A 26109-nucleotide genomic window follows, 5' to 3' on the forward strand; every position below is an offset into this window, starting at 1 on the left:
CTGACCTCTGGTCTGGCCGACATCCTTGACAGCATGATACTCCAAACCTTGGCGACGGAGACCTATTCGGCGAGTAATACGGAATCGAGCTTCACAGAAACCACAACCAACAACTCCACAGTTACGTCTCAGATGGACGGACCTCCGGGATCATCTATTACCCAGACCGTGACTGGGGGACCCGTCACAACCCAGTCTGGTACCCCGACTGCGGTACTGGCCGCAGCGAGGGAGGCCGACGCATTGGGAGGGGGGACGCGAGACGTCCTGGCGATGTTAATGAACTTGATTTCCCAGGCGTATGGGAATTCAGGCGAGGGAGAGTCCAGCCTGTTGACCGAGAGTGTCTCCAATGGAAATCCCGCAGGGTTCTCGTTGCGTGGCATGGGAACCATGGCCCTGGACGTATCGTCAGATTCTACTCAAGGGTCATCAAGCCAAGGGGGTGTCTGGAACTGGATCGTTGGAACGGTTTCTTATGTCGCAACCAAGGCTGATCAGGCCGTGGGAGTTGCCGGCAACCTTGTCCTGACAGGCACTCTCGTGGAGATGGATAGCACCAGTGGACTGGACTTGATCGGCGCCGGGGCCTACGGCTTGACTACAGGAGGCAAGGCGGTCGTCAATGGAGCCACGACAGCCGCACGCTCTACCTTCACCTTGGGAATCAAGGGAGATCGCTGGGAACTGATCCCCGTAACGGACTACGACCGTGCCAATGGCTACGACCTCTCCGCTGGCGTTGCCCAGGGAGGGTTCGATGTCTTGATATCGGTAGGCACTGGTGGCGCAGCTTCGGCCTTGGCCAAGGGAGGGAAGATCTCTCGAACAGCCAGTGGCGTCCTGGTGTTGTTCGATGCCTCCCAGAACGCCGTTGGTGTGGCAATGGCCGCCGATGACATGTCGAAAAACGGCATGACGCGTGCTAACATGCTTCAGGCCGTGGCGAACGGTGCGGGTCTTGCAGCAAGTCCCGTTCCCAAGGCGGCGTTCGATGCATCAGCTGATGCGGCCAAGAACGCTGCTAAAGGGACTAAGCTCGCTTCCGCAGGTGGGGCTCTTGATGACTTTGGCAAGGAGTTTGTAAAACGGATTGTACCTGCTCCAAGCGGAGTAGGTGGTCTGATTTCCTCGCTCAAAGGGCATATTCCTGATGCGGCGAAGTGGATAAAGAACGGTGGCAGGGTCATTAATCATCCCGACGGATCGATCACTTACATCAAGAACGGCATTTCCATTGTGTACAATTCGCTTGGTTATCCGAATTTCTCAAAGTATCTTTACCAGGGCGCAGAAGGCTTGAATGAAGTCAGAATTACCCTGGCGAGCCAAGGATCAAAAGCGACGAGGCATCGTCTTGATCAAGCTGCGGCAAATTTGGCAGCCGGCTTTACTAAAACTCCGGCCAATTTTATTTGGCATCACAACCAGGATTTAGGCCTCATGCAACTGGTGGATGAAAAGGTCCACTCGCAGTTTTGGCACAGCGGCGGCATGTCGTTGAACAGGAACAGGTAAAGGGAGATTATCCAATGGAGATCACGGAACGGATTAGCACGGGCGGAGCATCCGAGGACGATATTCGCTCGCTCGAACGCAGAATTGGTGTGGACCTTCCAGTAGATTACCGCACCTTTCTCGCGAAGGAAAACGGTGGACGTCCTAGGCCCACTGCCTTTGAGGGGCCGAATGGAGATGGGTCCGTTGTCCACTTCTTTTTCACGCTTGACCCCAATGCCTCCCACTATCGCTTGCATGAGAAAATTGACACTTATGCCGGAAGGATTCCGGAAGGATTGCTGCCCATCGCTTGCGATGATTTCGGCAATCTCGTTCTTCTCGATGTCGGAGCAAAGTCTGTAGGCGCGATCTATTTTTGGGACCATGAAGAGGAGAATATGGACGGCGATCCGTTCTGGGACAACATCTCGTTCATCTCTGCGTCGTTTGCGGAGTTTGTTGAATCTCTTCATTAAGCAGTATTTTTCTGGAAAGGGCACATGTTTGTTGTGCGCCTGAATTGTGCCGAGAGGGGCATCTCCTAGGGGGTGTGGATAAATCCTGGGTAGGCATCGGGAGATGGGTAAGGAGTCGACAGGCGATCCGAAGCTCTTCGGGGACGGTTTCTCCGCCAACGCATGACGATTCGCGGCTTTTGACTAGGATTCGGGCTTCGCCATCTTCACTCCTTTGCACAGAGGTCGCCTGTGCGAACTAGCCCAGACAGCCGAGATTCTCCAGGATTTGTCCACACCGGGGAAAGGGGGGGGTAAGCTTCTTTGAAGTAGGTAGCACTCGCTACCCTGCCTTCCTGCCACTGGTCCAGAACGCATCCCATTGGCCCCGCTCGCTCAGGAACAGGGCGCGGAGATGACACAGGTCATCCGAGCCCTGCTCCCCCCCAGCGCATGCCGGCGCATTTCAGACGCTGGTTGACGACCGTCTTGCACGCCGACTCCACCGGGCCGGAGCCGATTTGCCAGCCTTTGGCCACATACCTTGGGTAGTCCATGCGATGAACTTGGTTCGCGAAATAGGTCACCGTCCCCTGCCAAACCTGACCGGCACACGGCCGCGCCCTGATCTCCAGGGCGCGCAACTCGTCCAATATCGCTTGGCCCCCCTCATGCTTCAACCGGTGCGACCAGCGCTGATGCTGGGCCGTAGCCTCCTCCGTGCCGGCGCCATGCCATGCCTTGGCCAGATCCCCCAAGTGTTCCGAAGCATGGTAGAAATCGAGGATCACCGCCTCGACCCGCCCGAAGTTCGTCGTCACCCAGTCCTCCAGGCCGGAACCGCCATCCGACAGAGCGATCCAGCGCTCCGCTCGGTCCATACCGACCTCGGCTCCTTGCCGTCGCAGGGGTTCACCCAGGCTGGCCTGGCCGTTCAAGCTGGCCAGGTAGCGGACCTGCAAAGGCGGGCGATTCCCCTGGGGATTGGCCCAGCGGGCACGCTTCTCTGGGATCGGGTTGTAGAGCATCGCCACCGTGGCCATGCGGCTGTCGGCTTTGGCGGCGTGGGGGCCCTGCTGGGGGACACTCGTGGCATCGAGTGGCACGTACGCACATGTCTTTCCCTTGGCATCCTTGTGCCAGGCCCAGTCCCGCGCCGGTCCGAAGGTCTCACTCGCCGCCAGGCGGCGGCCCAGTTCCTTCCCTGCGGCTTCGGTGGTGCGTTGCGCCGTGGCCTCCGAGATCCGCAGTCCCGCCAACCGAGTGAGGACTTCCTCGGCGGCGTCGGCGAAGCTGACGATCACTCCGGCCAGGCTGACCGCCTGCGCCGCGCCGGGGGTCAGGTCGCCCGCACTCAGGCCCAGCAGGTCATCGCCGGGGCAAAGGCCCTGATGGCACTGTCGGCAAGGTAATAGGCTCGCCCAAGACGGATCGCCCCCAGGAGACTGAGCAGCCCCTTGGGTCGATAGCCGACGAAGCGTGCGTCGGCGTGGCAGTGGGGGCAAGTCTGGCTCGACCCTTGGTACCCTTTTTTTGGTTCTCCCGCACTTTTGGTGATCCCATAGCGTAGATAAGTTGTCACCTCATTGTGTAAATCCACTTTCCCCAACTCTTTGGAGGCCTTTCTTGCTGCTGGCTCAGCTTCTGCACGCTCCTATCGGCAGTCGCCTGGTCCGCACCGACTTCAATGGCCTCACCCTGACTCTCGGGATCGCCACGACCAACCCCAACGCATCCTGTCCCGTCTGCGGACATGAGGCAGGGCGGGTCCACAGCCGCTACACTCGCTGCCTTGCCGAGGAACCGGCCTTCGGGTATCAAGTCTGTCTCCAGATGACTGTCCGACGATTCCACGAGGTATTGTCGAAAGTCGACGGGCCGGCAAAAAGTCCGAAATCAGAGAGTGCACCTACTGGATTTCTCGGGGTTTTCGAACACTTTGCGGTGCGAAAATCGACTTTTTGCCGGCTCGTCGAGAGTTAAGAATGACTCTCTCTGATTTGCTACATACCAGGGGGACATAGCGATTTTTTCTTGCTAGCGCTCGCCTACCTGCGATCCAGTCGAGCCATGGCACGAACCGCTCGGGCCTCCGTGGGAGGCCTCTGCTCTCACGCTCTTAACCGCGGCAATCGCCGCGAAATGGTCTTCCACAAGGCGGGCGACTACGCTGCGTTCCTCGGCGCCATGGCGGATGCGACCGCACGCACGCCGAGGGATCTGCTCGGCTACTGTCTCATGCCGAATCACTTCCCCTTGGTGCTTCGGCCCCACGCCGATGGCGACCTCAGCCGCTGGATGCCGTGGCTTCTGACGGCGCACGCGCGACGCTGTCATCGCCACCACGTAAGCGCTCGAGATTCCCAGAGGGGGGGGGACCGCGATTGGCACTCCCGTCACTCCGCGCATCGGACCGCCCTTGGATCACTTCCGCTTGCGACGATCCGCTCGTTTTGCGTCGCGACGCCGTGCCCGTTCACGTGATTCCTCCAGGCGATGCGTCAGTACGTGTCCCGGATGGTTCCGAGCCCACCGATCGGGCAAGAGGTCCTCGACTCGTTCCGGGGCCACGCTCAGCGTCATCAGTACGTCCTTGACGTAGGCCCACGGCTCCAGGCGATGACGCTTCGCTCCTGCCATGATCGTGCTCAACACCGCCGCTCGCGGTCCCGCATCCACATTCCCCAGGAACAACCAATTCTTCCGGCCGATGGCTTGGTCGCGGAGGCGACGCTCCGCCACGTTGTTGTCGATCGTCAGCCGGCCGTCCTCGGTGTAGCGGCACAACGCCTTCCACTGATTCCGCGCATAGGTCAGAGCCTGGCCCAACGCCGATTTCGGCAGCGACTGGTCCGCAAGCCGATCGAGGTCCCCTCGAAGCCGTTCCAGGATCGGCACCGCTTCTTGCGCACGCAGGGCCTGTCTCGCCTCAACGGACAACCCTCGGACGCGATCCTCCACGTCGTATAACCGGCGGATCGCTTCCAGGATCAAACCCGCGTTCCCCGGCGACGACGACCGCGCATCGTAGAACTTGCGGCGGGCGTGCGCCCAACAAGCGACTTCGTGGATCGCCGAAGGCGACCCGAGATAGAGCCCGTCATATCCAGCATATGCGTCAGCCTGGAGATAACCCACGAAGCCGGCCAGGAACGTCGCCGGCCCGTCGCGTTTGCGACTCGCCGTATGGTCGTACACGTCGTAGGAATGATCCTCGTCCCCATGATAGAGCCAGAACCGTGTCGTCAGGCTCCCGGGAGCCTCGCCGCCCAGCGCCTTGACGGGGGTGTCATCGGTCCAGATCACCGGAGATTGGAGCACGAGTTGCTTTTGGAGGTCGTAGAGCGGCCCCATCAACTCGGCGGCCTTGCGGACCCAATCGCACAGCGTCGCACGCGGCAGGTGCAAACCGTAGCGAACCGCGATGCCCTCGAAGCGGTACAGGGTCAAGTGATCGATAAACTTGGAAATCAGCAATTGCGAAAGCAGGCCCGCTCCCGCGATGCACCCCGGGAGCGGTCGCTCCGGTCCGTCGGGGCTTTTCACTCCGTCGTGGCAGTGCGAGCACGCGTACTTGGGGAGGACGTGGACCCGAACCTCCAGGCGAGCCGGGATGAATTCGAGCTCACGCCGCTCGTCTTCGCCGATGCGTGCCTTGGACCGGCCGCAGCATGAGCAAGTCTTGTCCGCCTCGGGCACGTCATGTTCGATGCGGACGTGGGGCAGGCGGCTGAAATCCAGCGTCCGCGATGACCGGGACTTCCTCGGAGCGGCCGGCATCGGGGCCTCCGGTTCGGCCTCGGGAGCCACCTCGAGGTCCTCGCCGAACGCGAAGAGATGACCTTGTCCAGGATCGTCGCATCGTTCGCTGCGTCGCCCGTAGACATAGCGGCGGTACCGCTCCAACTCCTGGCGCAGGCGGTCGTTCTCTTGCGTCAACTCCTCATTGGCCCTGGTGGCTTGATCGAGTGCGGCGAGCAGGTCCTGGATCCGTTGCTGCCTCGCGTCGCCGGGAGGGGCCGCATCGCCGGAGACTGGCGGCGACGCGGGGCCGGATTGGGCATTTCGACCGAGAGGATTAATCATTAATTGGATTATCGCATACTTACCTCTGATTTCAAGTGGTTTTCCCGGGATTTTCCCTGTTTTTCTCAGTCCTCCGGTATCGTTTTCGTTGCTGGGCGTTCCCCAGGTCGATGCCGCCCAGGAGCATGGCGAGTTGGGCGGACCGGAGTTCGATCGGGGCGTCGGAGGAGGGCCGGAGGGGGACCTGGAACGAGCCGGCTTCGAGGCGATAGTACCAGATCGCCAGGCCATCGACATTCCAGTAGAGGATCTTGATGCGATCACGTCGGCGATTCAGGAAGAGGAAGAGATGGCCGGAGAGGAGTTCCTCCTGAGGGAAGGCTTGGCTGACGATTCCCGAGAGCCCGTCAAAGCTTTTTCTGAGGTCAACGGAGTCGGCGTGAAGGAGGATCCGCACGGTGTGCGGGACGCTCAACATGAGGCGTGCTCCATCCTCGCCGCGACGCGGGCGACGGTCTCGACGACCCGGCAGACGAGTTCACCGCCCGCGGCGATGGGCAGGAGGATTCGTCCGCCGTCGGGGAGTCGGATGGTGAGGAATTCAGGGGAATCGCCGGATCGCGACTCGGGGGCGGCGGCGAGGATGACCGGCACGAATGCCGGTTCGCGAGCCGGAGCGGGGACAGGGCAAGGCGAATCCGAGGCGAGGCGTCGCTTCCAGGCGTGGAAAGACGCGGTTGAGATCCCTTGGCCTTGGCAGAACTGGCCGATGGTGAGACCGCTGTCGGACTGCTGTTGCAGTCGCCGACGCCAGAGGACTGGGAGGGCAGGATTGGCGGCACGTGGCATCGTCTGACTCCGGAGGACGAACAAAATGGTCCGTCTTCCAGGCTATCAGGCGGCACAAGACTGGCTATTTCGAACGCTTACGCCACCACCACACGACGGGACATGTGTGGCAAGGTCGTTTCAAGGCTTTCCCGATCGAGGCCGACGAGCATCTGCTCACGGTCTTGCGTTACGTCGAGCGGAATGCGTTACGCGCCGAGTTGGTGGTCCGGGCGGAGGACAGGCGTTGGTCGAGCCTGGTCCCCTGGTTGAGTGGCCAAGGAATGCTCTGGCGCGGCGAGCCGCCGTTGCGTGACTCGTGTGGGTTGGAGCGTGTGAACGAGCCGCTCTCGGTGGGCGACCTGAATCGCCTGGGGCATTCGGTCGAGCGCGGGAAGCCGTTCGGCCACGAGTCGTGGACGCGCGTTACGGCCGAGCGTTTGGGGTTGGCATCGAGCCTCCGTGCGCGCGGGAGGCCGAAGAAGGAGCGGACCTGAGACGATGATTTGCTATGTCCCCAATAGTGTTCCCTCCTTGCCGGTGGAAGGAGCCGAAGGCTTTCGCTTGGCTCCGATGAAATCGGTGTCAATGGACCCGAATCGTTACGAGGTTAGGTCGTGTGGACAACAATTGGGCAAGCCCAGGGGGTTGGGCTATCTCAGCAGGATCATGATTGAGGCGACATGAACAAACGCCAGGAAGTTCCGGGCCGTCTTGTCATACCGAGTGGCCACCCGTCGGTACTGCTTCACCTTGAACCAGAACCGCTCCACGAGGTTCCGATCTTTGTAGCGATCTCGATCATAGGCCCGTTGCTCCGCTCGGTTCTTCAGGCTCGGGATCACCGCCTCGGCCCCCCGATCCTCGATGGCTTTAACCACGGCTCGGCTGTCATACCCCTTGTCGGCGATGACCACCTCGATCGGCACATCCTCAATCAGCGCTCCCGCCTGTGTCACGTCTGCCGCCTGGCCTCCCGTCAGGGTCAACCGGGCAGGCAACCCGAGACCGCTGATTCCGCCGTGGATCTTGGTTCCGAAGCCGCCCCGGCTGCGGCCGAGGGCTTGCTCGGTCTGGCCGCCGGTCCCGTCCCATTTTTGGGGGCGCCGGCGGCGCAAGGGTGCGCCCGGATGACGGTCGAGTCCAGGATCAGCCACTCCAGATCGGGATCTTGCAAGGCTTCGATGGCCCGTTGCCAGACCCCCTTGCGGGACCAACGGTCGAACCGCCGCCAGGCCGAGTTCCAGGGGCCGAAGCGATCGGGCAGGTCCCGCCAAGGGGCACCGGTCCTGGCGATCCAGAGGACGGCGTCGACGAAGAGGCGATTGTCCTTGGCGACCTTGCCATGCTGCCCAGGTTGCCCGGGCAGGAGGTCCTTGATCCGGCCCCAATCGTCGTCCGAGATGGCGTGGCGGTGTCGCATGGTGGCCTCCGTGGTGTCGATTCGAGACCGCTATTAACCAAAATCACCCAGCTGTTGTCCACACGACCTAACCTCCGGACGGAGCGTCGAGAATCAGGGACGAATCCCCGGTTCAGATTGTGGCGCGGTTAAGGCACGCGATGATCTGAGCGCACCGCGGGTGTTAGGGTCGGGCCAGTGGCGCGGGCGGCGCCTTCAGTGGTGGCATGGCCCTGGGGTTTGGCGTCTGGGTTACCAGGCAGAGGGAAATGCCATGGAGCAACCCCATCGTCCTGCGAGCAAGCGGTGCGATGGGCCTCTGATGTTCTCGGTTCGTCAGGTGGTCACGATCTTGCAACGCTTCCAGGCGAATCCCAGGCCCATCGGATCCTGCTGCAACAACTCCTTGGCCCGGCATTTCAGGGATGTCGCGAGGTTCAGGCCCTCAGTCGCCCTTGTGGTGGCATCTCGGACTTTTTTTCGTCGTTCGCTGTTGCCGGGAGATCAAGTTTCTGTGGTTCTCGACCTGGAAATTGCACATGGATTGCCAGTTCGCCCCCCATCGCATTGATCACCTTGGTGAGAGTGCTCACCAAGACATCACCTCGACGTTCAATTCGCGAGATGTTCGCTTGGCCAACGCCGGCCAGCTCACCGAGCTGGGCCTGGGAAATCCCCATCTGCCGGCGGAGAACCGCCAGTTGAACTTCAACCATGGCCAGCGAGTTCTCTCCCGATCTGATCAGAGCGTCCGCCCGTTCCAGGGCCTCCCTAGGCTTGGCATAGATCTCGTCTGCACCGGCACCGTAATCGTCTTCGCCAGGGGTGGAGACGCCGAAACCGCGGTCAGGACGCCACTCGATTACCACGGGGCGGAAATCGTCCCCACGCTGCACATCGAGGAACCACGACCCCTTTTCATCGGCCGGCTTGTCCAACGAGACCGTCAGATTGGGGAAACGCCTCTTCAGATCGTCCCTGATTCGTTCGATCTGATTCATCGCTCAAATCTCCTTTCCGTCAGCACCAGCCTTCGTGAAGATCACTTGTCCTGAGAGCAACTGGATCGCAATCGATCCGTTAGTGCCGACCAGCGTGTTGTGGCCTCGACTACGGAATCGCATCACGTCGTCACGGCCTTCAACCCCACGGACGCTATCCATCTGGGGTGGGTACATCCGACCGTCGACCATCCAGTTGGCTGGCGTGTTCGGGATGTCCGTCAACGCGTCCTCAACCTCATTCATCGTGCTACAGATAAGGTGGTAAGCCTCGTCAAAGTCAGAGCAAGCAGGAGCAGCGGTGAGACGCTTGCGGAACTCTTCAAGTCGTTCCGCTTTCGTCGCGTTTCGCTCGGCCATTTCGCGTGCTCCTGCTTCTCTTCTTGATACACAAATTATGCCTTTGAGGTTATTAAGTGTCAAGAAGCAATTGGCTGGGCGAACGAAAAAAACCGGCGAGGGGCCGGGTGTGAGATTTTGCTCGCACGAGCAAAATCGTCAGTCAGGGTGATCTTAGGTTCCACCGGACTACGACGATCGACTTGCCAGAGATTCCGGAGTTTCAATATCCTCCACAGGGCGGACTTGGGCGACGTGCGCTGCTCAGCCTTCGTGTAACGGGTAGCGTTAATGAACGCAATCCACGGCAATCTCCTTTGCTTCGTCCAAAGATTCCGCCGCGATCACAGAAAGCGAATGGGCGGCGTCCACTGCCAATTGGCCTCCCAGCCTCGGTGGTCCTGCGCGTCGCGCAGCCCGAGCCGCTGGAGACGTTCATCGGCTCCGGTATCCCGATGGGCAAGCAATTACGGATCGCGTATTTCCCCACCACAGGCCCTCAGTCCTGGCGGAAAGAGGCGGGGCAAAGGATGCTGACGGCTCCCAATGGAGCGAAGTTCACGTTTAAGTTCGTCGATGCCGGGGCGATCGTCGAGCAGGCGTAGCAATAACGCCTGAAAATTAGAGTTTATCATCAGATTCTGTTGGTGTGCTCCTACAATGGCATTGTAAGGGGCGAGACCTTGTCTCGGCAGGCATGGCGGGGCGCATCGAGGCGTGTCATGGCGGAAGAAAGCTAGCCCAATATTTAAACAAGGTGGTTGCGAGTTTACGAGAGTGGAGGGACAATCCACGGACATCCAATCGCAGTCGAAGAATTCAAAAAAGCGCAAAGGCGAAATGATGAAGCCTGGAACCTTTGATTGGAAGTCCGGTACGGTCATCTTTTTGGGATTTAAATGAGATTGATGAGGGACTGCCTTTAGGAGAACAAATCGACTGTCTCAAGGAGGATCTCGCGCAGATTACGTTTCCAGGTGCGATTGTACTCGATCTTGGCTGGTATCCTTCATTTGATCCCCGAGGGATGTTCAAGGTTATGGTCGTTCAAAATAGCGACTGGGATAAACCGCTATTTTTAGCTAATGCTAAGGATGTTTCATCGTTGAGAGAACAGATCTCTCTTTCGATTTTGTCATTTTGTCAGTAGCCTGAGCTCGTCTCCTGTATTTTTAGCATAAGCAAAAATATGTAAATTTGTTAATAATTTCGTTGTTTAGCGATCCAGGGAATTACTGTGTGTGTTGCCCTGGTCACTGTACTTCACCTTGGGAACGTTGGGTTCACCGAACGGCCGGCATGTGGACCTCTGATCGTTCCTTTGCGATCAGCAGTGGCCGCGTTTTGCCGAAAATGTCAGCGTTTATTGATGCGAGGAGAATCATCGAGGACTATGCCAGATCAGGATGTCGAGCATTGCCCGTCTGCTGCATTGTGCTCGCTAGGCCTGGCCGCTCGAAGCGAAGGGCGGAACGACCTGGCGGCCGACTATTTTGCTCAGGCCGCCGAGGCCGAGCCTGGCAATGCCGAGTACCACGGCCATCGCGCGGCGGTCGAATTCGTCCTCGGGCGGCTCGATCGGGCACTCGAGGCTTTCCGGGAGGCGGCCCGGCTTCGGCCGGACAGCGCGGCTTACCAGAATGATCTCGGAGTGGTCCTGGCCCGGTGCGGCCGGCAGGATGAGGCCGCGACTTGTTATCGCGAGGCGATCCGGCTTCGGCCGGACTTCCCCGACGCGCACAATAACCTGGGCAACGCCATCCGCCTCCAGGGCAAGCTCGACGAGGCGGTTGCGTGCTACAACGAGGCGTTACGGCTCCGGCCGGCGTATCCCGAGGCGCACAACAACCTGGGCATCGCCCTGCGGCACCAGGGGCAAACGGCCGAGGCGGTTGCGGCTTATCAGGAGGCGTTGCGGCTCCGGCCGGCGTATCCCGAGGCGTCGAACAACCTCGGTATTGCCCTGGCCGCGCAGGGGCGGCATGAGGCGGCGGTGGCGGCGTTCCAGCAGGCCATCCGGCTCCGGCCCAACGATGCCGAGGCGTTTGCCCACCTCGCGGCCGCGCTGGGTGACCTTAACCGGCTCACCGACGCGGTGGCCGCCTACGGGCATGCCATTCGGCTCCGGGCCGACGACGCGCGCACTCACAAGAACCTTGGGATTACGCTCGCGAAGCTGGGGAAGCTCGACGAGTCGATCGCCAGCTATCGTGAGGCCCTGCGGCTCCGGCCCGATTACGCCGACGCGCTGAATGACCTGGGCATTGCGCTGGCCCGGAAGAATCTGTTCGATGAGGCGGCGGGATCCTATCGCCAGGCGCTCACGCACCGCCCTGACTATGCGGAAGCGTTCAACAACCTGGGCAACACCTTGAGGAACCTCGGCCAGTTCGCCGAGGCGGTCGCCAGCTATGACCGCGCCGTTGCGATCAAGCCCAGCTATGCCGATGCCTACAATAATCGCGGCATTGCATTGGCGGAAACCGGGCAATTTGCCGAGGCTGTGGACAGCTATACCCGCTGCATCCGGCTCCGTCCCCACCACGTTGACGCCCACCTCAATCGCGCCTTGACCTGGCTTCGCGAGGGGAACTTCGCCCAGGGGTGGGCCGGGTACGAGTGGCGGCTCCGGAAGAAAGGGGCCCTGGACCGGCCTCCGATCATGCCGGCCTGGAACGGTTATCCACCCGCCGGGCTGCGAGTCCTGCTGGTGGCCGAGCAGGGGCTGGGCGACTCGATTCACTTCATTCGCTACGCCCCGCTGCTCCAGCGGCTGGGCGCGACGGTGATCTTCGAGTGCCCCGCCAAACTCATCCCTCTGCTGGCCCGGACCCCTGGAATCGACCGGATCTATCCGCAAGGGGAGGAACCGCCCGAGCACGACGTCTACACCCCGCTGCTGACCTTGCCGGGGCTTCTGGGCACGACCCTGGAATCGATCCCGCTGGAGATTCCCTACGTCTACCCCGACCCCGACCTGGTCGAACATTGGAGCCGCGAGCTGGCGGCCTCGCCTGGTTTCAAGGTCGGCATCAACTGGCAAGGGAACCCGACTTTTGCCGGCGACTACCACCGCTCGATGCCGCTCCGCCACTTCGCGCCGTTGGCGCGAGTGCCGGGGGTTCGGTTGCTCAGTCTCCAGAAGAACGACGGGGCCGAGCAACTCCAAGAACTGGGCGATGAGTTCCCTGTCGTTGACCTCGGGTCCCGGCTCGATGAGGCGAACGGGCCGTTCATGGACACCGCTGCGGTGCTGAAGAACCTCGACCTGTTCATCACTTCCGACACCGCGGTGGCGCACCTGGCCGGGGCGATGGGGGTGCCGGTCTGGGTTCCGATGGGGGCGGCTCCGGGCTGGCAGTGGATGCTGGGCCGGGAGGACTCGCCGTGGTATCCCTCGATGCGTCTCTTTCGCCAGGCGAAGCTCGGCAACTGGCCCCCGGTCTTCGAGCGGATCGCGCGGGAGCTTGCTCAGGAGGTTCCGCCCGCCGTCCGGGCACGCTACCTCGAGGTTCCGATCTCGCCCGGCGAACTGGCCGAGCGGATCGCGGTCCTGACGGCCGAAGCCGGGCCGGCCAGCGATCGGCCGCGCTCTCGGCCCGCGAGTGCTGCCGAGCTGGAACGACTGAGGACGCTCCATCGCGAGACGTTCGGAGCGTCCCCGGAGTTGGCGGCGCTCGTCGAGGAGATGATGTCCGTCGTCCAGTCGCTGAGCGCTGCGGAAACGCGGCTCCGCGAATCCGAGCACGCCGAGGACTTCGGGCCCCACTTCGTCGAAGCGGCCCGACGGGTCAGCGCAGCCCGAACTCGGATCGGCGAGCTGCGCCGGCGGATCGACGCACGGGTGCTGGGTTCGGACGATGCCGCGAGCTGAATCCCCCGCGCTGTCAACCGGCGCGGGCAACTGTCTCCGGTCGCCCGCCGACTTCAGAAGTACCGCTGGCCGACTCGGGGGCCTTGATCGCCCGCAACATCGCCGAGGTACTTCGATCTTTCGGTCCCCCGACCAGTTCGACCCGCCCGCCGTAGGACTCCACCACCACTCGCTCGGGGATTCGGTCCAGCGTGTAATCCGTCCCCTTGGTGTGGATCTGCGGGCGGAACAGCATGATCAGTCCCGCGGGGGTGCGGTCGGACAGGGGAACCACGAAGTCGACCGGCCCCAAGGCCGCAATGATCTCCATCCGCTCACGGTCCGAGTTGACCGGCCGGCGATCGGGCTTGATCTGCGCCAGCGAATCATCGGTGTTGACCGCGACGATCAGGAGATCGCCCAGCTCTCGGGCGGCCTGGAGGTAGCGGACATGACCGACGTGGAGCAGCTCGAAGCAGCCGTTGGCGAACACGACCGTCTGGCCGAGTCGTTGTGCCTCGGCGATCCGCGGAGCGAGTTGGGAAGGATCTTCGAAGATTTTCGCGACCGACATAACGACAAGTCCTGGGTGATAATCATAAGGTCGGGGCAAGAGACTCATTCTAACAAATGAGCCCGGGTGCTGCTCATGCTTTTGTTTTATTGAATGGTTGTAAGCCTTCCGTCGAATTCCGTTCGCCTTGCAATCCGAGGGCCGCATCATTTCACAAGCCCATGGCAATATGGCAGCAAACCTGGGGACGACCGGCTGGTCGGCCAGCGTTCTCCAGGCAACTGAAGCGGTTGATCCGCGACCCGATTCGCCTGCGCAATCGATTGACGGGAGAAAGCTCGTGGCTCATGGTCGCGACATTCCTTCGTCTTTGATTGACTGGCCGGTGTTACCGAGTCGCTGGGCGGCGTTCCAGCCGGGCGGCGGCATGGTGGCAGTGCTCCACCGGGGCATCCCGGCGGCGATCTATACCGAGCAGATGCTTTCATGCGATTGGTTGGTGTCGTCGTCGCCGAACTCGGTCCCGCAGCAGGGGCAGATTTCAAAAATCGCACATGCGTAGCTATCGTAGGCTTCGGCGCCGGGGTAGCGGCAGACCGGGCAGAATTAGTTGGATGGTTGCGTGGACAGGCCCGGCTCCTCCGATTGGTGTTGCATAACGCCCTTAATGCAACGCCAATCCGGAATTGATGTCAACTCGTCGATGGCGATCTGTCGCAGGTGCTTGAGCTTGAGCTTGGCATAGCGTCGGCACAGGTCGCGTTTCTGGATGTCCTTGATCGTGTCCCAACTGACGTCACATCCCGGATGGTCATGCTGCGACTCAACTCCCGCGCATATCGCTCGAAGGACGCGGTGTAGCTGCGCCGTGGGTTGGCGAAGGAGATCTTGATCTGGCGGCGGACTATGACACAGGCCTGGCATTCGCCTCGCGGGATGGGTAGAACCACGAACGTGGGGCGGCTGCCGAGGGGGACGGTGCGGAAGCGACGCTCGACTCGACCGCGCGAATGAACCTGGGGCGACCCGCAGGCCGAGCAATGGTAGGTTTCGGGAGCTTGGTGGATCGTGAAGATCGTCTGGCCTCCCTGGTAGTCGGTGCGTGTGTACTCATCGTCGCGAACGCCGAAGGGATGGTACAACAGACTGGTGGACATGCTGACCTCTCACTTTGGAGTCCTTTTACGTAACTCCAAGTAGAATCCGCATGTCCGCTCGTTTCTACCCTCGCGCACACTTCCGCCAGATGAACCTCCTTTCTCTGCTCCACGTGGCGAAGCGCGGCTTCCCATTCGGACTTGATTACAGTTGAGCAACGGTGGAAACCGACGTTACTCGAACAATGTCAGTCGATTACCGCCTGCGGAAATTGGTGTTTATCGTTCGGAGAATACCGCTTGCTGAGGGTTAAGCCATGCGACATCGTTTCGGTCGGCGATTCCACCGTGCAGCGGCTCGCCCGATCGCGGGAGGACTGACTAACCATGGACTGCTTTTCGTCGTCGCGGCCCTGGTCTCCGCAACCGCCATCTATGCTCGAGGGCAGGAAGCGCTGCCTCTCAAGAAGTCCGCCACGGAACACCTGGTTGAGGCTCGCCAGTTCGGGTGGTTGGCCGTCGCCTCAATCATCGATAACCTTGGGAAGAGCGACCCGAAGAAGTTCCCCGGCCTGCGAGCTTTCTCCGAGGATTACGCGAAGGCCACCCGAGGACTCGACCCCAGCCGACCGCCGGAGGAATGGCCGGCTGTCGACGTCGATGCCCTGATCACCCGGAATCCGAACTTCTGGCGGGCCAACTATGAGGTTCGGCCCGGTGACCCGGCTTGGATGTACACCCACGCGGGTCTGCTGCTTGGCGGCGGCGAAGCGACTCGCGCCCAGCAGATCCTTGCCCTCGCCCGGCAGAGCCGGGGGACTCCCAAGCAAATGCACGACGCTCTGGATCAAATGCTCTCCGTTGCCGAGAGCGTGATCCGCGACGCTAACGAAGCTGTCGGCGGGGGAATCAAGCTGTACGACAAGGGTGACAAGGACGGCGCTATCGGCCGATACCGAGACGCCCTTAAGGTTTGGCCTCAGAATTCGTTCGCCCACTACGAATTGGGACTGAGTCTGCACGCGCGGGCCGTGGAGGCGCGAGGTGAAGAGGTCCCCAAATTAGGCACGATTCAGGTAGGTCCACGGTTTCCGAAGATCCCCGAGGTCGAGGAATGCTTTGCCCGCGCACGTCGACACGACCCACTCCGCCTGGAAGCTTATCAGGGGGCGGGTCCGGAAGTACTCCCGCGCCTCGTCGCGCTACAGGAGTGCCTCAAGGCATGGGCTGTGATCGTGGCCTCGCCAGCGATGCGCGCCCCCGAAGGGGCACTGTTGGAGACCTCTGAGGGGTGTCAGTTGGCCGGCGCCCACGAATTGGCGTTGGTCGTGAGGCAGGTCGTGGTGGGCCGTCGCGGGGGCCTTGGACGATCTGACCACATTTTCATTACCACCAGCCTGCGGGCGCTTGCCCCGGGGCCTCAGTCGGAAGCGACTTTGAAGTATCTGGATAATCCGCGGATCGAGATGCGCTCGCTCACTGACGTGGAGCCGGAGAATACACAGCCTTGATCCACAGTCGGGGGAACCTTCACGTCAATAAAAGACGCCCTTCGTCTCTACTCTCACCGATTAAGAGACACGCCCCGCTGGGCTGACGACTGTACTTCCCCAAGGACTGGGTCGACGAGCAAAAGTGGCAGAAATGGGATTGGTAACAAAAAAAGGAGTTGCAGCTTTTGCTGTAACTCCTTAGTTCGCTTAATATTGTGTGTAGTGCAAACAAAACTGGGGATCTAGGATTCGAACCTAGACTAACTGCTCCAGAGGCAGTCGTGCTACCGTTACACTAATCCCCATTCGACGGGATGATTACTCCCGTGTGACGAATGTGTGGCTATCCTACCGAGTCGGATCGTTCGATGCAAGGGCATGTTGAACGCCAAAATTTTCGAAGGAGCCATCGTTGAATCCATGACTCAGTCGGATGTCCGGGCCGCGAGGATGGCTCTTTGCCTCGGGCGTGGCTCGCTGAATCATCGAAAGCTTGGATGAGGGCGGATCCGGGAAGGCTTACGCTGCTGATAAAAGGGTGGTACGCTCAAGAGGCTTTTGGGGGGAGCGGGGGAAGGTGAGCGTTTCGGTCCGGGATGAGAAGGGGCCGTATGACAGCGATCTGGGGCCTGGCTTCTCGCCGGCACGCTTGACTGAACTGTGGAGCAGACATGAGGTAAGCGGGGGCAGGGACGCGTGAGAAGCGAACGGTTCGGAAATGGGATCGACTGGCCGAGCGCTCTGATGGCGCTGGTGACGACCGTGGTCCTGGCCTGGACGGCCTGGCTGCGGTTTGGCGGTGAGGCGCCGATCGAGCCGCCGACGGTGGGAGCGGCCGTGCCCCCGCTCCGATTGCTCGATGCAGCCACGTCGCAGCCGATTGTCCTGGTTGGCTTGCGGGGCAGGGTGGTCTGGATCACCTTTTGGTCGTCGAATGCGCCGGCTGAGTTCGCTCAGCTCGATCGGGTTTGGGGCCAGCTCGGATCCCGACGTGGGTTTTCGATGGTTGCTGCTGCGGTCGACGCTCACGCGGCCGGGCGAGTCCGCACGCTGATCGGGCAGGCGAAGTCGAGTCTGCCGGTGTACCTGGCGTCGCCGGAAACGTGCCGGACGTTCGGGGCGACGGCCCCGAACCTTCCTTTGCATCTGTTGATCGACGAGGACGGCCATGTGGGGGCGATCGCCCACGGGGCAGGCTCCGACACCTTCTCTCGGCTGGCCGAGATGGCGGAACGGTGGCTCGATGAGAGGGAACCACTTGGCAAAACCCGATTCGCGATCAATCGACGACGCGAAGAACTTGAGGTCTTCTAATCTCAGGGCAGGTCGGATGCCAGGTTTGAACCGACGGCTTCAAGGCGAGCGCGGAGGGCGGCCGCGGCGCGGCGGGGGCTCGGTGCTCGGACGACGGCCGAGCTGACGGCGACTCGGCTGGCACCCGCTTCGAGGACTTGCTCGATGTTCTCTTCATGGATGCCCCCGATGGCGTACCAGGGGAGGGTCGTAGTCTCGGCGGCCTGGCGGACGAAGGCGAGGCCAGCAAGGTCGGAGAAGTCTTTGGTGGTGCTGGAGAAAACGGGGCCGACGCCCAGATAGCCGGCGCCGGCGAGGATCGCTTGCTCGAGCTGCGGGCGGTCGTGGGTGGAGACGCCGATCAGGGAGAGGGGGCCGACGATCCGTCGCGCGTCGCGGAGGGTGACGTCGTCCTGGCCGAGGTGGACGCCGTCGGCCCCTGCGAGCCGGGCCAGGTCGGGGCGATCATTGAGGATGAAACGGGCTCGGGCCTGCGCGGTCAGGATGCGGACCTCGCGGGCGCGCTGGAGCCATTCGCGGTCGGGGAGATCCTTTTCGCGGAGCTGGATCAGGTCGGCACCGCCGGCCAAGGCTTCACCGACGACCCAGGTGAGGTCGCCCAAGGTCGGGAGGCCACCGACCAGGACCATCAGGCGGGCCTCTCCCAGCGATCGCTTCGATCCAGCGGCGGTCAGGGTCAACTTTTCCAGGGTATAGACGTCGTACCGAAGGACTTCGAACCGGCCCGAAAGCCAGACGTCGATGAGCTTGGTGTATTCTTCCAGGGTGCGCAGGGCTTCGGCGGTTCGTTTGAAATTGGCGGTCAAAACCGCGCGGGGGTTTTCGCGGGCCTGCTCCGAGGCCGTCATGATGTGGGTTCCGACGTCGCCACGGGTGTCCCGCGAGCCGATCAAGGTGTCGAGGTCCAGGCCTTGAACGGCTGCGGCCAGGCGATGTCGCACGTCTTTGATCCGTCGGGTGAGGCCCGAGTCATCCAGAGCGAAGCGGACGTAGTCCTCGACGACGCGCAGGCCCTCGCGGGCCCGGTTGGCAGAGGCGTCCAGGATCCGCCCGAGGTCGACCCCTTGGCCCGGCTCGGTCAGTTCGAGCGGGGGGATCTCCGTGTCCAACGGGAGCGGCGAGGTTTCTACGGCCGACTCGGGTGAGAGGTGACGAAGGAGATTCTCCAGCTCGATTCCGGCCCCCGCGACGAGGTCGGCGGCCGGTCCAGGGGCGGCAACGAGACCCGCCAGGAGGTGTTCGGTGCCCACAAGCCGGGCGCGATCGAAGGCTCTCGCCTGGTACTTGGCGTCACTCATTGCTGTGCGGAAGGCAGGGGACTGAGGCAAGACGTCGCCTGCTGGTTCCGGTTCCTCGGGCTCGGTCAGGGGCGCGGCGACGCCAAGCGCTGACCAGACCTGAGAAGGTTCGAGCCCGAATTGGGCCAGGATCTCGGCGGCGCGACTCTCCGGTTCGTCGACCAGGGCGGCGAGAAGGTCCGTCGGTTCCACGGCTTCGGCGTCTCGATGACGAGCCCGCTTTTCTGCCCGCTCGAGGGCTCGAATCGCCCCCTCGGTGAACGTTTCCTGCATGGGACCTTGATCCTATCCGTTTTGTTCTCGTCGGCTGCGGCTCGGAACGCGACAACGCTCGTGTTGCGCATCAACGATTGCGACGTGCATTGGTGTTTCGCCGACGCGCCTGACGTCTTCCGATCGGCGGCTTTCCCAACGGGGTTTGCAGGAAGCCGGGGCGCATCGTGGACTGGACTTGCTCGCCAGGGTCTCGTCGTGCTTGTTCTGGCCGTCCCGTCGCTTGATTTCCGGTTTGGCTCTTGCCATGATAAGGACATTGTCCTGCGAGTTCCAACCCAAGACAATGCGCGGGCGATTGCGGACTCTCCACCGCTCTGCCACTCGGTCCCACCCCTCCCTTTTTTCCTTCTAACTTCAGGAACCCACCGTGTTCGACCGAACGATGCCCTTGATGTTGGTCGCCCTCTCCATGCTCTCGGTCACCTGGTCTGTCTCCGCCGACGAGCCTGCCAAAAAACCCACCTCGGTGCTTTCGTTTCAGGTTAACGACATCGACGGCAAGCCCGTTGATCTCTCCAAATACAAAGGAGAGGTTCTCTTGATCGTCAATACCGCCAGCCAGTGCGGATTCACGCCCCAATACGAGGGCCTTCAGGCGGTCTACGAGAAGTACAAGGCCCAGGGATTCGAGGTTCTTGCCTTTCCGGCCAACGAGTTCGGCCGTCAGGAGCCGGGGTCGAATGCGGAGATCAAAACATTCTGCAGTTCAAAATTTAATGTCAAGTTCCCGATCTTCTCCAAGATCGTCGTGAGCGGGGAAGGCATCCACCCGGTCTACCAGTTCCTCACCGAGCCGGAGACGAACCCGAAGTTCGCCGGCCCGATTTCCTGGAACTTCGCCAAGTTCCTGGTCAATCGCAAGGGAGAGGTGATCGCCCGGTTCCTGCCCAAGGACGCACCCGAATCCGCCAAGGTCATCGGTGAGATCGAGAAGGCGCTGGCCGAGGCAAAGTGACTCGAGCTCGACGTCTGGCTCGGCCTGACTCTTGCGGCTCGGAACGATAGCAACGCCATCAAATAGAAAACGGAAAGGGGTCGAAGCTCGTGCTTCGACCCCTTTCCGTTTTCATGGGTTGCTGGTAGGACGGCGGTGCGAGAGGCAGTGGAAGGCCTGGTCTTCTCGGTTCGATCTCCCTTTTTGGGCTCAGCCCGAGGATGACGCTCCCAGGCCGAAGCCGGCCATCGATTTCGGGGGAGGCGGGAGCGTTTTCGGGTTGGCGGAGACACGGTCGCCCGGCTCGAGTCCTGAGACAACCTCGACGTAGGTTGAGTCGGCGGCACCGAGAGTGACCGGCTTCCATTCCCATTGGGTCGTTTCCGCCGTGCTTTTCTTCGCAAGCGCGGAGTAGGCCTGGTCGCCGACCCAGTGGATCGCCCGCAAGGGGACGCGGGTCACCTGGCGGCGCGACTCGATCAGGAAATTGACCTCGGCGCTCAGGCCGGGGCGAAGTTCGTCGAAGCCACCCGAATCGATGTTGACCGTCGCGTAGTAGACCTGGACGTCAAGGTTCGAGATGCTGGCCGGCGCGGGGATGGGGGTGATCTCGTTGACGGTTCCCTGGAGGGGGCGGTTGGGGAAGGCGTCGATCCGGATGATGACGCGCTGCCCTTTGTGGACCAGGCTCGTCTTCGATTCGTTGATTCGCGCCTTCACTCGCATGTTCTTCGGGTCAGGGACGTAGAAGATCGGTTGGGTCTGACGGACGGTCACACCCTCCTGGATCTGAGCCTCGACGCGCCCCCAACTATTCGTCTGGTTGGCATAGACGATGATCCCGTCCCGAGGGGCACGCATTGAGCAGTTGGCGATCATCAACTCGAGCCGCTTGAGCCGCTGGGTCTCGAGCGCGAACGCCGATTCTTGAGAGGAGAGGTCGGACTTGATGGCCTCGATTTTTGCCTGGCGGGCTTTCATGATCCGAGGCATGGTGAAGTTCTTCAGCCGGTGCTCCATCCCCTCGGCTTCGGAGAGGATGAAGGAGGCCTGGAGGTCGGCCAACTCGTCGGCTTTGACCTGGGCGTTGGCGCGGAACCCTTTCTTGGCGGCGTCACGCGACCACTCCAGGTTGAGCCGTGCCCGTTTCTGCTCGGTCTGACAGCCGGTGATGTACTGACGGATCAACTGGGCGTCTTGGGGATAGATGCCCTCCTGATACTCACGGAGGGAAATCTCATTGACCTCGAGGATCGACTTCGCCTGCTCGACCCAGGACTTGGCCTGGAGGTAGCGAATTTGCTGGGCCTGGAGTTCGTCGCGGAACGCGGCTGAGTCCAGCTCACAGACGAGGTCGCCAGCGACGACGCGGGTTCCTTCGGGGATGATCCCGATAATTCGGGTCGATCCCGGGAGTTCGGTCGGACCGCCGCCTCCGCCACCGCCGCCTCCTCCTCCTCGTCCGCCGCCTCCGCCTCCACCACCGCCCATCATCATGTTGGGTTGCTGCTTGGGGGCCGCCTGGGTGGCGACAGGCTTGGCGCCGCGTAGCGGGATGTGTGGCTCGACAATGTAGCTGAAGCTACGGATGTCGGGCCGTTTCATGACGTTGGACGAGGCGTCGGCAGTGGCACCGGCGGCTGCGGCGGGTGCGGCAGCCGGAGCCGCCGAGGCCACGCCGGCCCCTGCCACCTTGGCTTTGGCGGCACCGGCCTTGGGTTTCGCGGCCGCTGCCCCCTTGCCTTGCATCGCCGATTTCGCAGGCGCGGCGGGTGCGGCCGCAGCTTGCTGGGGTGCCCCGCCGGCGGCCCCCCCTTGCTGGCCACCGGCCCCGCCTCGGCCTCCTCCTCCCCCTCCCCCCTGGGCTTTGTTCATCGCGCCCCCGGTCAGCCCGATCAGAGCCTCGACTTCGCAACGAACCGTCGCGTTGTTGGCGCTCTCGAGCGTACCGTTCTCCGTCACGACCAGGGCCACGTCCCCCCGGTCGACCTCCACCGTTTCCGCGGGAGGAGCCGTCTTCGACCAGACCCGAGAGGGTCGAACGAACGCCACGAAACTTCCGGCGACCACAGTTCCGGTGACCACCGCGGCGAACGCCCAACGATGCCAGGATGGCCGACGCTCATCAGGGATGACGAGGGGAGTGGAAGCAAGCTCATCCGAGGGCATTGAAAAATTCCTCTCAAACTCAAACGCGGGCACGAAAAAGGACTAGGCGATCCGGTGCGTTTCCCGCGACAAGTCCACTCTATTATCGACTGATTCGGTCGTCGGTCAATCATTTCCCAGAGTCGTCAATCGAAGCCATCTTCGGGCCAGATAAGCGGTTGGGTTCGTCCCGCTGAGCTGGTATATTGGGACACTTGGGAAGAATCGAAAAAGTCGTTCTACGTTAGAAATAGCGACGAACGGAAGCGGCCTGGCCACCTTCGGATTGTGGCTTTACCGCAATTGATGCCGTGTTCTCGATCCGGCCCTCTTGGAGTCGACGCCTTCAAAGGGGTCTAGCGAACATGTCGCGCGGTCCTTGGGTTGATAACCTAAGCCAAGGAGTGAGCTGGGGTTGTGTTTGAAAGGTCCTCGGTGTTCCTGTTGGACCGCACGCCGAGCGGCCTGCCTCTTGACGAGCCATTCAGGATCTTGGAGTCGGCACCATGTTGCAGTTGCGTCATCGGGCGAAGCGTCACGAGGAAGGTGGACGCTGGAAATCGTCACGCAGGCGGTTGGAGTGGGACTGCCTTGAGGAGCGAATGCTCCTGGCAACGGTTGGGTACGACTACGTCCTCAGCGGAACGAGCTGGGTCGACCCGAGCCACATCACGTATAGCATCGCACCCGACGGCGTGTTCTGGGATCACGGCACGAACATCCTCAACGCAACCTTCAACGCCAAATTCGGCAACGGGGTCTGGCAGCGGCAGTTCGCCTTGGCCTTGGCGACCTGGGAGTCGGTGGCCAATATCAACATCGCCCAGGTCGCCGACTCGGCCCTGGGGTTCGGCACCTATGGCAAGTCCCAGGGGGACCCACGCTTCGGTGATATCCGGCTCGGCGGAGCGGCTTTCTCCAGCGCCAGCGATTCCATCCTCGCCGTCGGCTACTTTCCTCCCCCCCAGGGGACGACCGAAGCGGGCGACCTCGAAATCAACACCACGAAGAACTTTACGATCGGGGGAGGGGGGGGCTACGACCTCTATAGCGTGCTCCTCCATGAGACCGGCCATGCGCTTGGGCTGGACCATTCGCTCAACCCCAATGCCGTGATGTATGCCAGCTATCAGGGCGTTCGGACCGGGCTTCAGCCTGAGGACATCGCCGGGATCCAAGCGATCTACGGGGCCCGGACCCTGGATGCGTACCAAACGCAGGGGCTCGGTTTGGGCTGGTCCAGCGCGATCGACGTGACGGCCGGTCTCGGGAACACGCGGCAAACGACGGTCGGGAATGTCTCGCTGGCCTCGATCGGCGCGACCGAGTATTTCACTGTGGTCGCCCCTAACACTCCGGGAGCGACTCTGCAGATCACGGCGGCCGCCGGCAACGTGAGCCTTCTCAGCCCCAAACTGAGTGTTTACGACAGCTCCGGCAACCTTCTCGGGGCAGCGGCGAATCCGTCGGCCTGGAGCAACAATGTCTCGGTGAATACCGCCCAGATCGTGCCCGGCCAGCGCTATTACGTGGTCGTGACGGGGGCGACCAACGATGTCTTCTCGGTCGGTGCCTATCACCTTCAGGTCGCGTTTACGGGAGGCACTCAGCCGAACAACCCGTCCGCGCCGCCACTCACGACGTCCCCCCCGGGAGGAACGACCACACCTCCCCCGGTTGTGCCCCCGGTCATCGGACCCACGGTGTTGCCGGATCGGTTCGAGCCGAACAACACGTTCGCCCAGGCGACCAACCTCGGCCTTGTCGCCGGCTCCGTCACGGTTGGAAATCTGACTCTCGACACCGCCGGCGACCTGGACAACTTCGTCTTTCGGAACGGCAAGGCGGGCATCTACCGTGTTGTCGCCGGTGGTACGGCCATTCGCATCTTCGACGGCTTCGGGAACCAGCTTGCGGCGGGTACCGGGGAGCTTTTGATCCGGGTTTTCAGGCCTCGAACGTCGCTCTATGTTCAGATCAGTTCGGCTACGGGAACGGTTAATGAGAACTATTCATTGATCGTTTCCGCACAGAAGGCGAAGGCGGCGGTTACTCCACCGGTCAAGGTCCGGCGACCCCCTCTTCGGCCGGTCGTGCATGCGCCGGTTCGGCCGCGGCGCTAGGCCCATTGAAGCCGTCCTTGAGCGTATGGTAGGGTGGGCGCACCGGAACTTGAATCCCCGGTGCGCACCGTCCCGTCTCTGATCTGAAGGCCCAACGCCTCGGGGCAGATCCAACCAAGGAGCGACGTCATGGCTGAATACTCTCTGCCTCCTTTGCCTTATGACTATGGTGCCTTGGAGCCGCACATCAGCGCCAAGACCATGCAGTTCCACCACGACAAGCATCATCAGGCGTACGTCACCAACGTCAACGCCGCCCTCAAGGACCACCCCGACCATCAGGGGAAGCCGATTGAGGAGTTGATCGCCAATCTCAATGCGCTGCCCGAGGCGATTCGCACCGCGGTCCGCAACAATGGTGGCGGCCATGCCAACCATTCCTTGTTCTGGCAGATCATGAAGCCGGGCGGGGGCGGTGAGCCGACCGGGGCGCTGGGGCAGGCGATCGCCAGCGAACTCGGTGGGTTTGCTGCGTTCAAAGAGGCACTCAACAAGGCGGGAACCACTCGGTTCGGCTCAGGCTGGGGTTGGCTCGTCCTGGGCAAGGACGGCAAGCTTGCTGTGACCTCGACCGCCAACCAGGACAGCCCCATCATGGAAGGGCTGACCCCGCTCATGGGCGTCGACGTCTGGGAGCACGCCTACTACCTCGACTATCAGAATCGCCGCCCCGACTACCTTGCCTCCTGGTGGAATACGCTCAACTGGGAAGAGATCGGGCGCCGGTACGACGCAGCCAAGGCCAAGTAACCGAGGCCGGCCCAGGGTGGGCGAATGCACGGGCCCCTGACTTTCCGGTCCGTTGCGGATCGCTTGACCAATACCTGGATTTCGGTATGATCCGGACGCGCCGAAGGGAGGAATCACTCTCTTTGGCGGCGTCCGGTTTCCGTTAGCCACTTTGCCAAACACCTCGTTCGGTGGAACATCACGACGCCTCGGCACGATGCTGCGACGCGATGGCCCGTTCAGGGTCGGTCGTGAAGCGTGTCCTTTTCTTCCAAAGAACGAGGAGACTCGCCGATGGATCGGCTTAAATTGACTCTGGCCGGTTGCGGCCTCGCGGCGGTTCTGACGGTCTCAGGTTGTCGTAACCTCCGCTCTGAAGTTCCCCCCGGGCGTCCGTTTGCCAGTGAAGGGAGCCAGCCCTCCGTCGGGTTCAGCTCTGACCCGCACCCCAACACGGGCCTCGGGGCTATGCCAGGCGGTCCGGGTTCGGCCCCAGGGATGCCGCAAGATTCGGCCAGCCAATTCGGAACACCTCCGCCGGGAGCGTCCGACCGATACGGTGCGCCGACGGACAATGCCTATGGTCCTCCCGGGACCTCCACCCTGGCTCCGCCCCCGTCGCTGGGAACCGACTCTTTGGCTCCGTCGGCTGCGACTCCGGGTGTTCCCTCGGTTCCGGGCTCCGCCGGTCTGCCAGGTTCGGCCCCTGCTCCTCAATAAGTCCGTTGCCGTCGTTTTCAAGGGGCGCGTTCACCGCGTCGATCACCTTCGAGAGTGGT

The 26109-nt window shown here is 61.9% G+C and carries 23 protein-coding genes, 1 tRNA gene and 1 pseudogene (1 of these 25 only partly in view); 13 read left to right on the plus strand and 12 right to left on the minus strand.

The window, feature by feature from the left end; genetic code table 11:
• Positions 1-1518, plus strand: the end of a protein-coding gene (locus SINAC_RS40150) for a fibronectin type III domain-containing protein (protein WP_015248046.1). Its footprint begins 26367 nt before the window's first position; only the last 1518 of its 27885 coding nucleotides appear in the window; the start codon falls outside the window, past its left edge; the stop codon is at positions 1516-1518.
• 14 nt (positions 1519-1532) lie between these two features.
• Entirely contained in the window at positions 1533-1976 is a 444-nt protein-coding gene (locus SINAC_RS23405) for an SMI1/KNR4 family protein (protein WP_015248047.1), read from the plus strand.
• Positions 1977-2380: 404 nt separating this feature from the next.
• Here SINAC_RS23405 and SINAC_RS23410 read toward each other — a convergent pair whose 3' ends face one another.
• Complete coding sequence (locus tag SINAC_RS23410; RefSeq protein WP_154673958.1) at positions 2381-3460, minus strand: hypothetical protein; 1080 nt, start codon at positions 3458-3460, stop codon at positions 2381-2383.
• Positions 3461-4097: 637 nt separating this feature from the next.
• Here SINAC_RS23410 and SINAC_RS39100 point away from each other — a divergent pair.
• Positions 4098-4439 carry a transposase gene (locus SINAC_RS39100; RefSeq protein ID WP_157579453.1) on the plus strand — a complete coding sequence of 114 codons (342 nt, stop codon included), beginning with the start codon at positions 4098-4100 and terminating at the stop codon, positions 4437-4439.
• Here the strand turns inward: SINAC_RS39100 and tnpC are convergent.
• Genes tnpC through tnpA form a run of 3 tightly spaced genes read right to left on the minus strand, consistent with a single transcriptional unit; the run spans position 4380 to position 6830 of the window.
• Positions 4380-6041, minus strand: coding sequence for an IS66 family transposase (tnpC, locus tag SINAC_RS23425; protein WP_015244217.1), 1662 nt, complete (start codon positions 6039-6041; stop codon positions 4380-4382). The two genes, SINAC_RS39100 and tnpC, sit on opposite strands and share 60 nt — an antisense overlap.
• Positions 6042-6072: 31 nt before the next feature.
• Positions 6073-6459 carry an IS66 family insertion sequence element accessory protein TnpB gene (gene tnpB, locus SINAC_RS23430; protein WP_015244205.1) on the minus strand — a complete coding sequence of 129 codons (387 nt, stop codon included), beginning with the start codon at positions 6457-6459 and terminating at the stop codon, positions 6073-6075.
• The gene (tnpA, locus tag SINAC_RS38175) at positions 6453-6830 is read right to left on the minus strand and encodes an IS66 family insertion sequence element accessory protein TnpA (protein WP_015248052.1); all 378 of its coding nucleotides are present in this window, start codon (positions 6828-6830) and stop codon (positions 6453-6455) included. The genes tnpB and tnpA overlap by 7 nt, the downstream gene beginning before the upstream one ends.
• A 104-nt stretch (positions 6831-6934) precedes the next feature.
• Between tnpA and SINAC_RS23440 the strand changes: the two genes are divergently transcribed.
• Positions 6935-7306 carry a hypothetical protein gene (locus SINAC_RS23440; RefSeq protein WP_052334758.1) on the plus strand — a complete coding sequence of 124 codons (372 nt, stop codon included), beginning with the start codon at positions 6935-6937 and terminating at the stop codon, positions 7304-7306.
• Between the two features lie 156 nt (positions 7307-7462).
• On the opposite strand, the pseudogene SINAC_RS39105 reads toward SINAC_RS23440, so the two are convergent.
• The 3 genes and pseudogenes from SINAC_RS39105 to SINAC_RS23460 form a co-directional block, all read right to left on the minus strand.
• Positions 7463-8232, minus strand: a pseudogene (locus tag SINAC_RS39105) (IS5 family transposase).
• A 416-nt stretch (positions 8233-8648) separates the two neighbouring features.
• Complete coding sequence (locus tag SINAC_RS23455; protein ID WP_015248054.1) at positions 8649-9212, minus strand: helix-turn-helix domain-containing protein; 564 nt, start codon at positions 9210-9212, stop codon at positions 8649-8651.
• A gap of 3 nt (positions 9213-9215) precedes the next feature.
• Positions 9216-9572, minus strand: coding sequence for a hypothetical protein (locus SINAC_RS23460; protein WP_015248055.1), 357 nt, complete (start codon positions 9570-9572; stop codon positions 9216-9218).
• Between the two features lie 374 nt (positions 9573-9946).
• Between SINAC_RS23460 and SINAC_RS23465 the strand changes: the two genes are divergently transcribed.
• Both SINAC_RS23465 and SINAC_RS38180 read left to right on the plus strand, forming a co-directional pair.
• Positions 9947-10156 (plus strand): hypothetical protein, encoded by a 210-nt coding sequence (locus SINAC_RS23465; RefSeq protein ID WP_015248056.1) that lies wholly within the window; start codon positions 9947-9949, stop codon positions 10154-10156.
• Positions 10157-10944: 788 nt separating this feature from the next.
• A complete protein-coding gene (locus SINAC_RS38180; RefSeq protein ID WP_015248058.1) occupies positions 10945-13425 on the plus strand; it encodes a tetratricopeptide repeat protein in 2481 nt (826 codons plus the stop codon).
• 13 nt (positions 13426-13438) lie between these two features.
• Here the strand turns inward: SINAC_RS38180 and SINAC_RS23475 are convergent, their stop codons facing one another.
• On the minus strand, positions 13439-13978 hold the full coding sequence (locus SINAC_RS23475) for an adenylyltransferase/cytidyltransferase family protein (protein ID WP_015248059.1): 540 nt from the start codon (positions 13976-13978) through the stop codon (positions 13439-13441).
• Between the two features lie 127 nt (positions 13979-14105).
• On the opposite strand from SINAC_RS23475, the gene SINAC_RS23480 reads away from it, so the two are divergent.
• A complete protein-coding gene (locus tag SINAC_RS23480) occupies positions 14106-14480 on the plus strand; it encodes a hypothetical protein (protein ID WP_020466673.1) in 375 nt (124 codons plus the stop codon).
• Between the two features lie 130 nt (positions 14481-14610).
• Here SINAC_RS23480 and SINAC_RS39115 read toward each other — a convergent pair whose 3' ends face one another.
• Positions 14611-15075, minus strand: a complete 465-nt coding sequence (locus SINAC_RS39115; RefSeq protein ID WP_081578343.1) for a transposase family protein — start codon at positions 15073-15075, stop codon at positions 14611-14613.
• 257 nt (positions 15076-15332) lie between these two features.
• Between SINAC_RS39115 and SINAC_RS23490 the strand changes: the two genes are divergently transcribed.
• Positions 15333-16526 (plus strand): tetratricopeptide repeat protein, encoded by a 1194-nt coding sequence (locus SINAC_RS23490; protein ID WP_015248061.1) that lies wholly within the window; start codon positions 15333-15335, stop codon positions 16524-16526.
• Between the two features lie 216 nt (positions 16527-16742).
• Here the strand turns inward: SINAC_RS23490 and SINAC_RS23495 are convergent.
• Positions 16743-16813 (minus strand) — tRNA-Gln (locus SINAC_RS23495).
• Between the two features lie 391 nt (positions 16814-17204).
• On the opposite strand from SINAC_RS23495, the gene SINAC_RS23500 reads away from it, so the two are divergent.
• Positions 17205-17822 carry a TlpA family protein disulfide reductase gene (locus SINAC_RS23500; protein WP_020466676.1) on the plus strand — a complete coding sequence of 206 codons (618 nt, stop codon included), beginning with the start codon at positions 17205-17207 and terminating at the stop codon, positions 17820-17822.
• Positions 17823-17824: 2 nt separating this feature from the next.
• Here the strand turns inward: SINAC_RS23500 and SINAC_RS23505 are convergent, their stop codons facing one another.
• Entirely contained in the window at positions 17825-19393 is a 1569-nt protein-coding gene (locus tag SINAC_RS23505) for a thiamine phosphate synthase (protein WP_015248063.1), read from the minus strand.
• A gap of 370 nt (positions 19394-19763) precedes the next feature.
• Here SINAC_RS23505 and SINAC_RS23510 point away from each other — a divergent pair, with 370 nt between their 5' ends.
• The gene (locus tag SINAC_RS23510) at positions 19764-20351 is read left to right on the plus strand and encodes a glutathione peroxidase (protein ID WP_015248064.1); all 588 of its coding nucleotides are present in this window, start codon (positions 19764-19766) and stop codon (positions 20349-20351) included.
• Positions 20352-20540: 189 nt separating this feature from the next.
• Here the strand turns inward: SINAC_RS23510 and SINAC_RS40825 are convergent, their stop codons facing one another.
• Complete coding sequence (locus tag SINAC_RS40825; RefSeq protein ID WP_015248065.1) at positions 20541-22499, minus strand: efflux RND transporter periplasmic adaptor subunit; 1959 nt, start codon at positions 22497-22499, stop codon at positions 20541-20543.
• A gap of 485 nt (positions 22500-22984) precedes the next feature.
• Between SINAC_RS40825 and SINAC_RS38185 the strand changes: the two genes are divergently transcribed.
• The 3 genes from SINAC_RS38185 (at position 22985) to SINAC_RS40170 (ending at position 26050) form a co-directional block, all read left to right on the plus strand.
• On the plus strand, positions 22985-24601 hold the full coding sequence (locus SINAC_RS38185) for a matrixin family metalloprotease (protein WP_015248066.1): 1617 nt from the start codon (positions 22985-22987) through the stop codon (positions 24599-24601).
• A gap of 129 nt (positions 24602-24730) precedes the next feature.
• Positions 24731-25351 carry a superoxide dismutase gene (locus SINAC_RS23525; RefSeq protein ID WP_015248067.1) on the plus strand — a complete coding sequence of 207 codons (621 nt, stop codon included), beginning with the start codon at positions 24731-24733 and terminating at the stop codon, positions 25349-25351.
• Between the two features lie 273 nt (positions 25352-25624).
• Complete coding sequence (locus tag SINAC_RS40170; RefSeq protein ID WP_015248068.1) at positions 25625-26050, plus strand: hypothetical protein; 426 nt, start codon at positions 25625-25627, stop codon at positions 26048-26050.
• Positions 26051-26109: the final 59 nt, after the last annotated feature.

This window comes from Singulisphaera acidiphila DSM 18658 (assembly GCF_000242455.2).
Taxonomy (GTDB): domain Bacteria; phylum Planctomycetota; class Planctomycetia; order Isosphaerales; family Isosphaeraceae; genus Singulisphaera; species Singulisphaera acidiphila.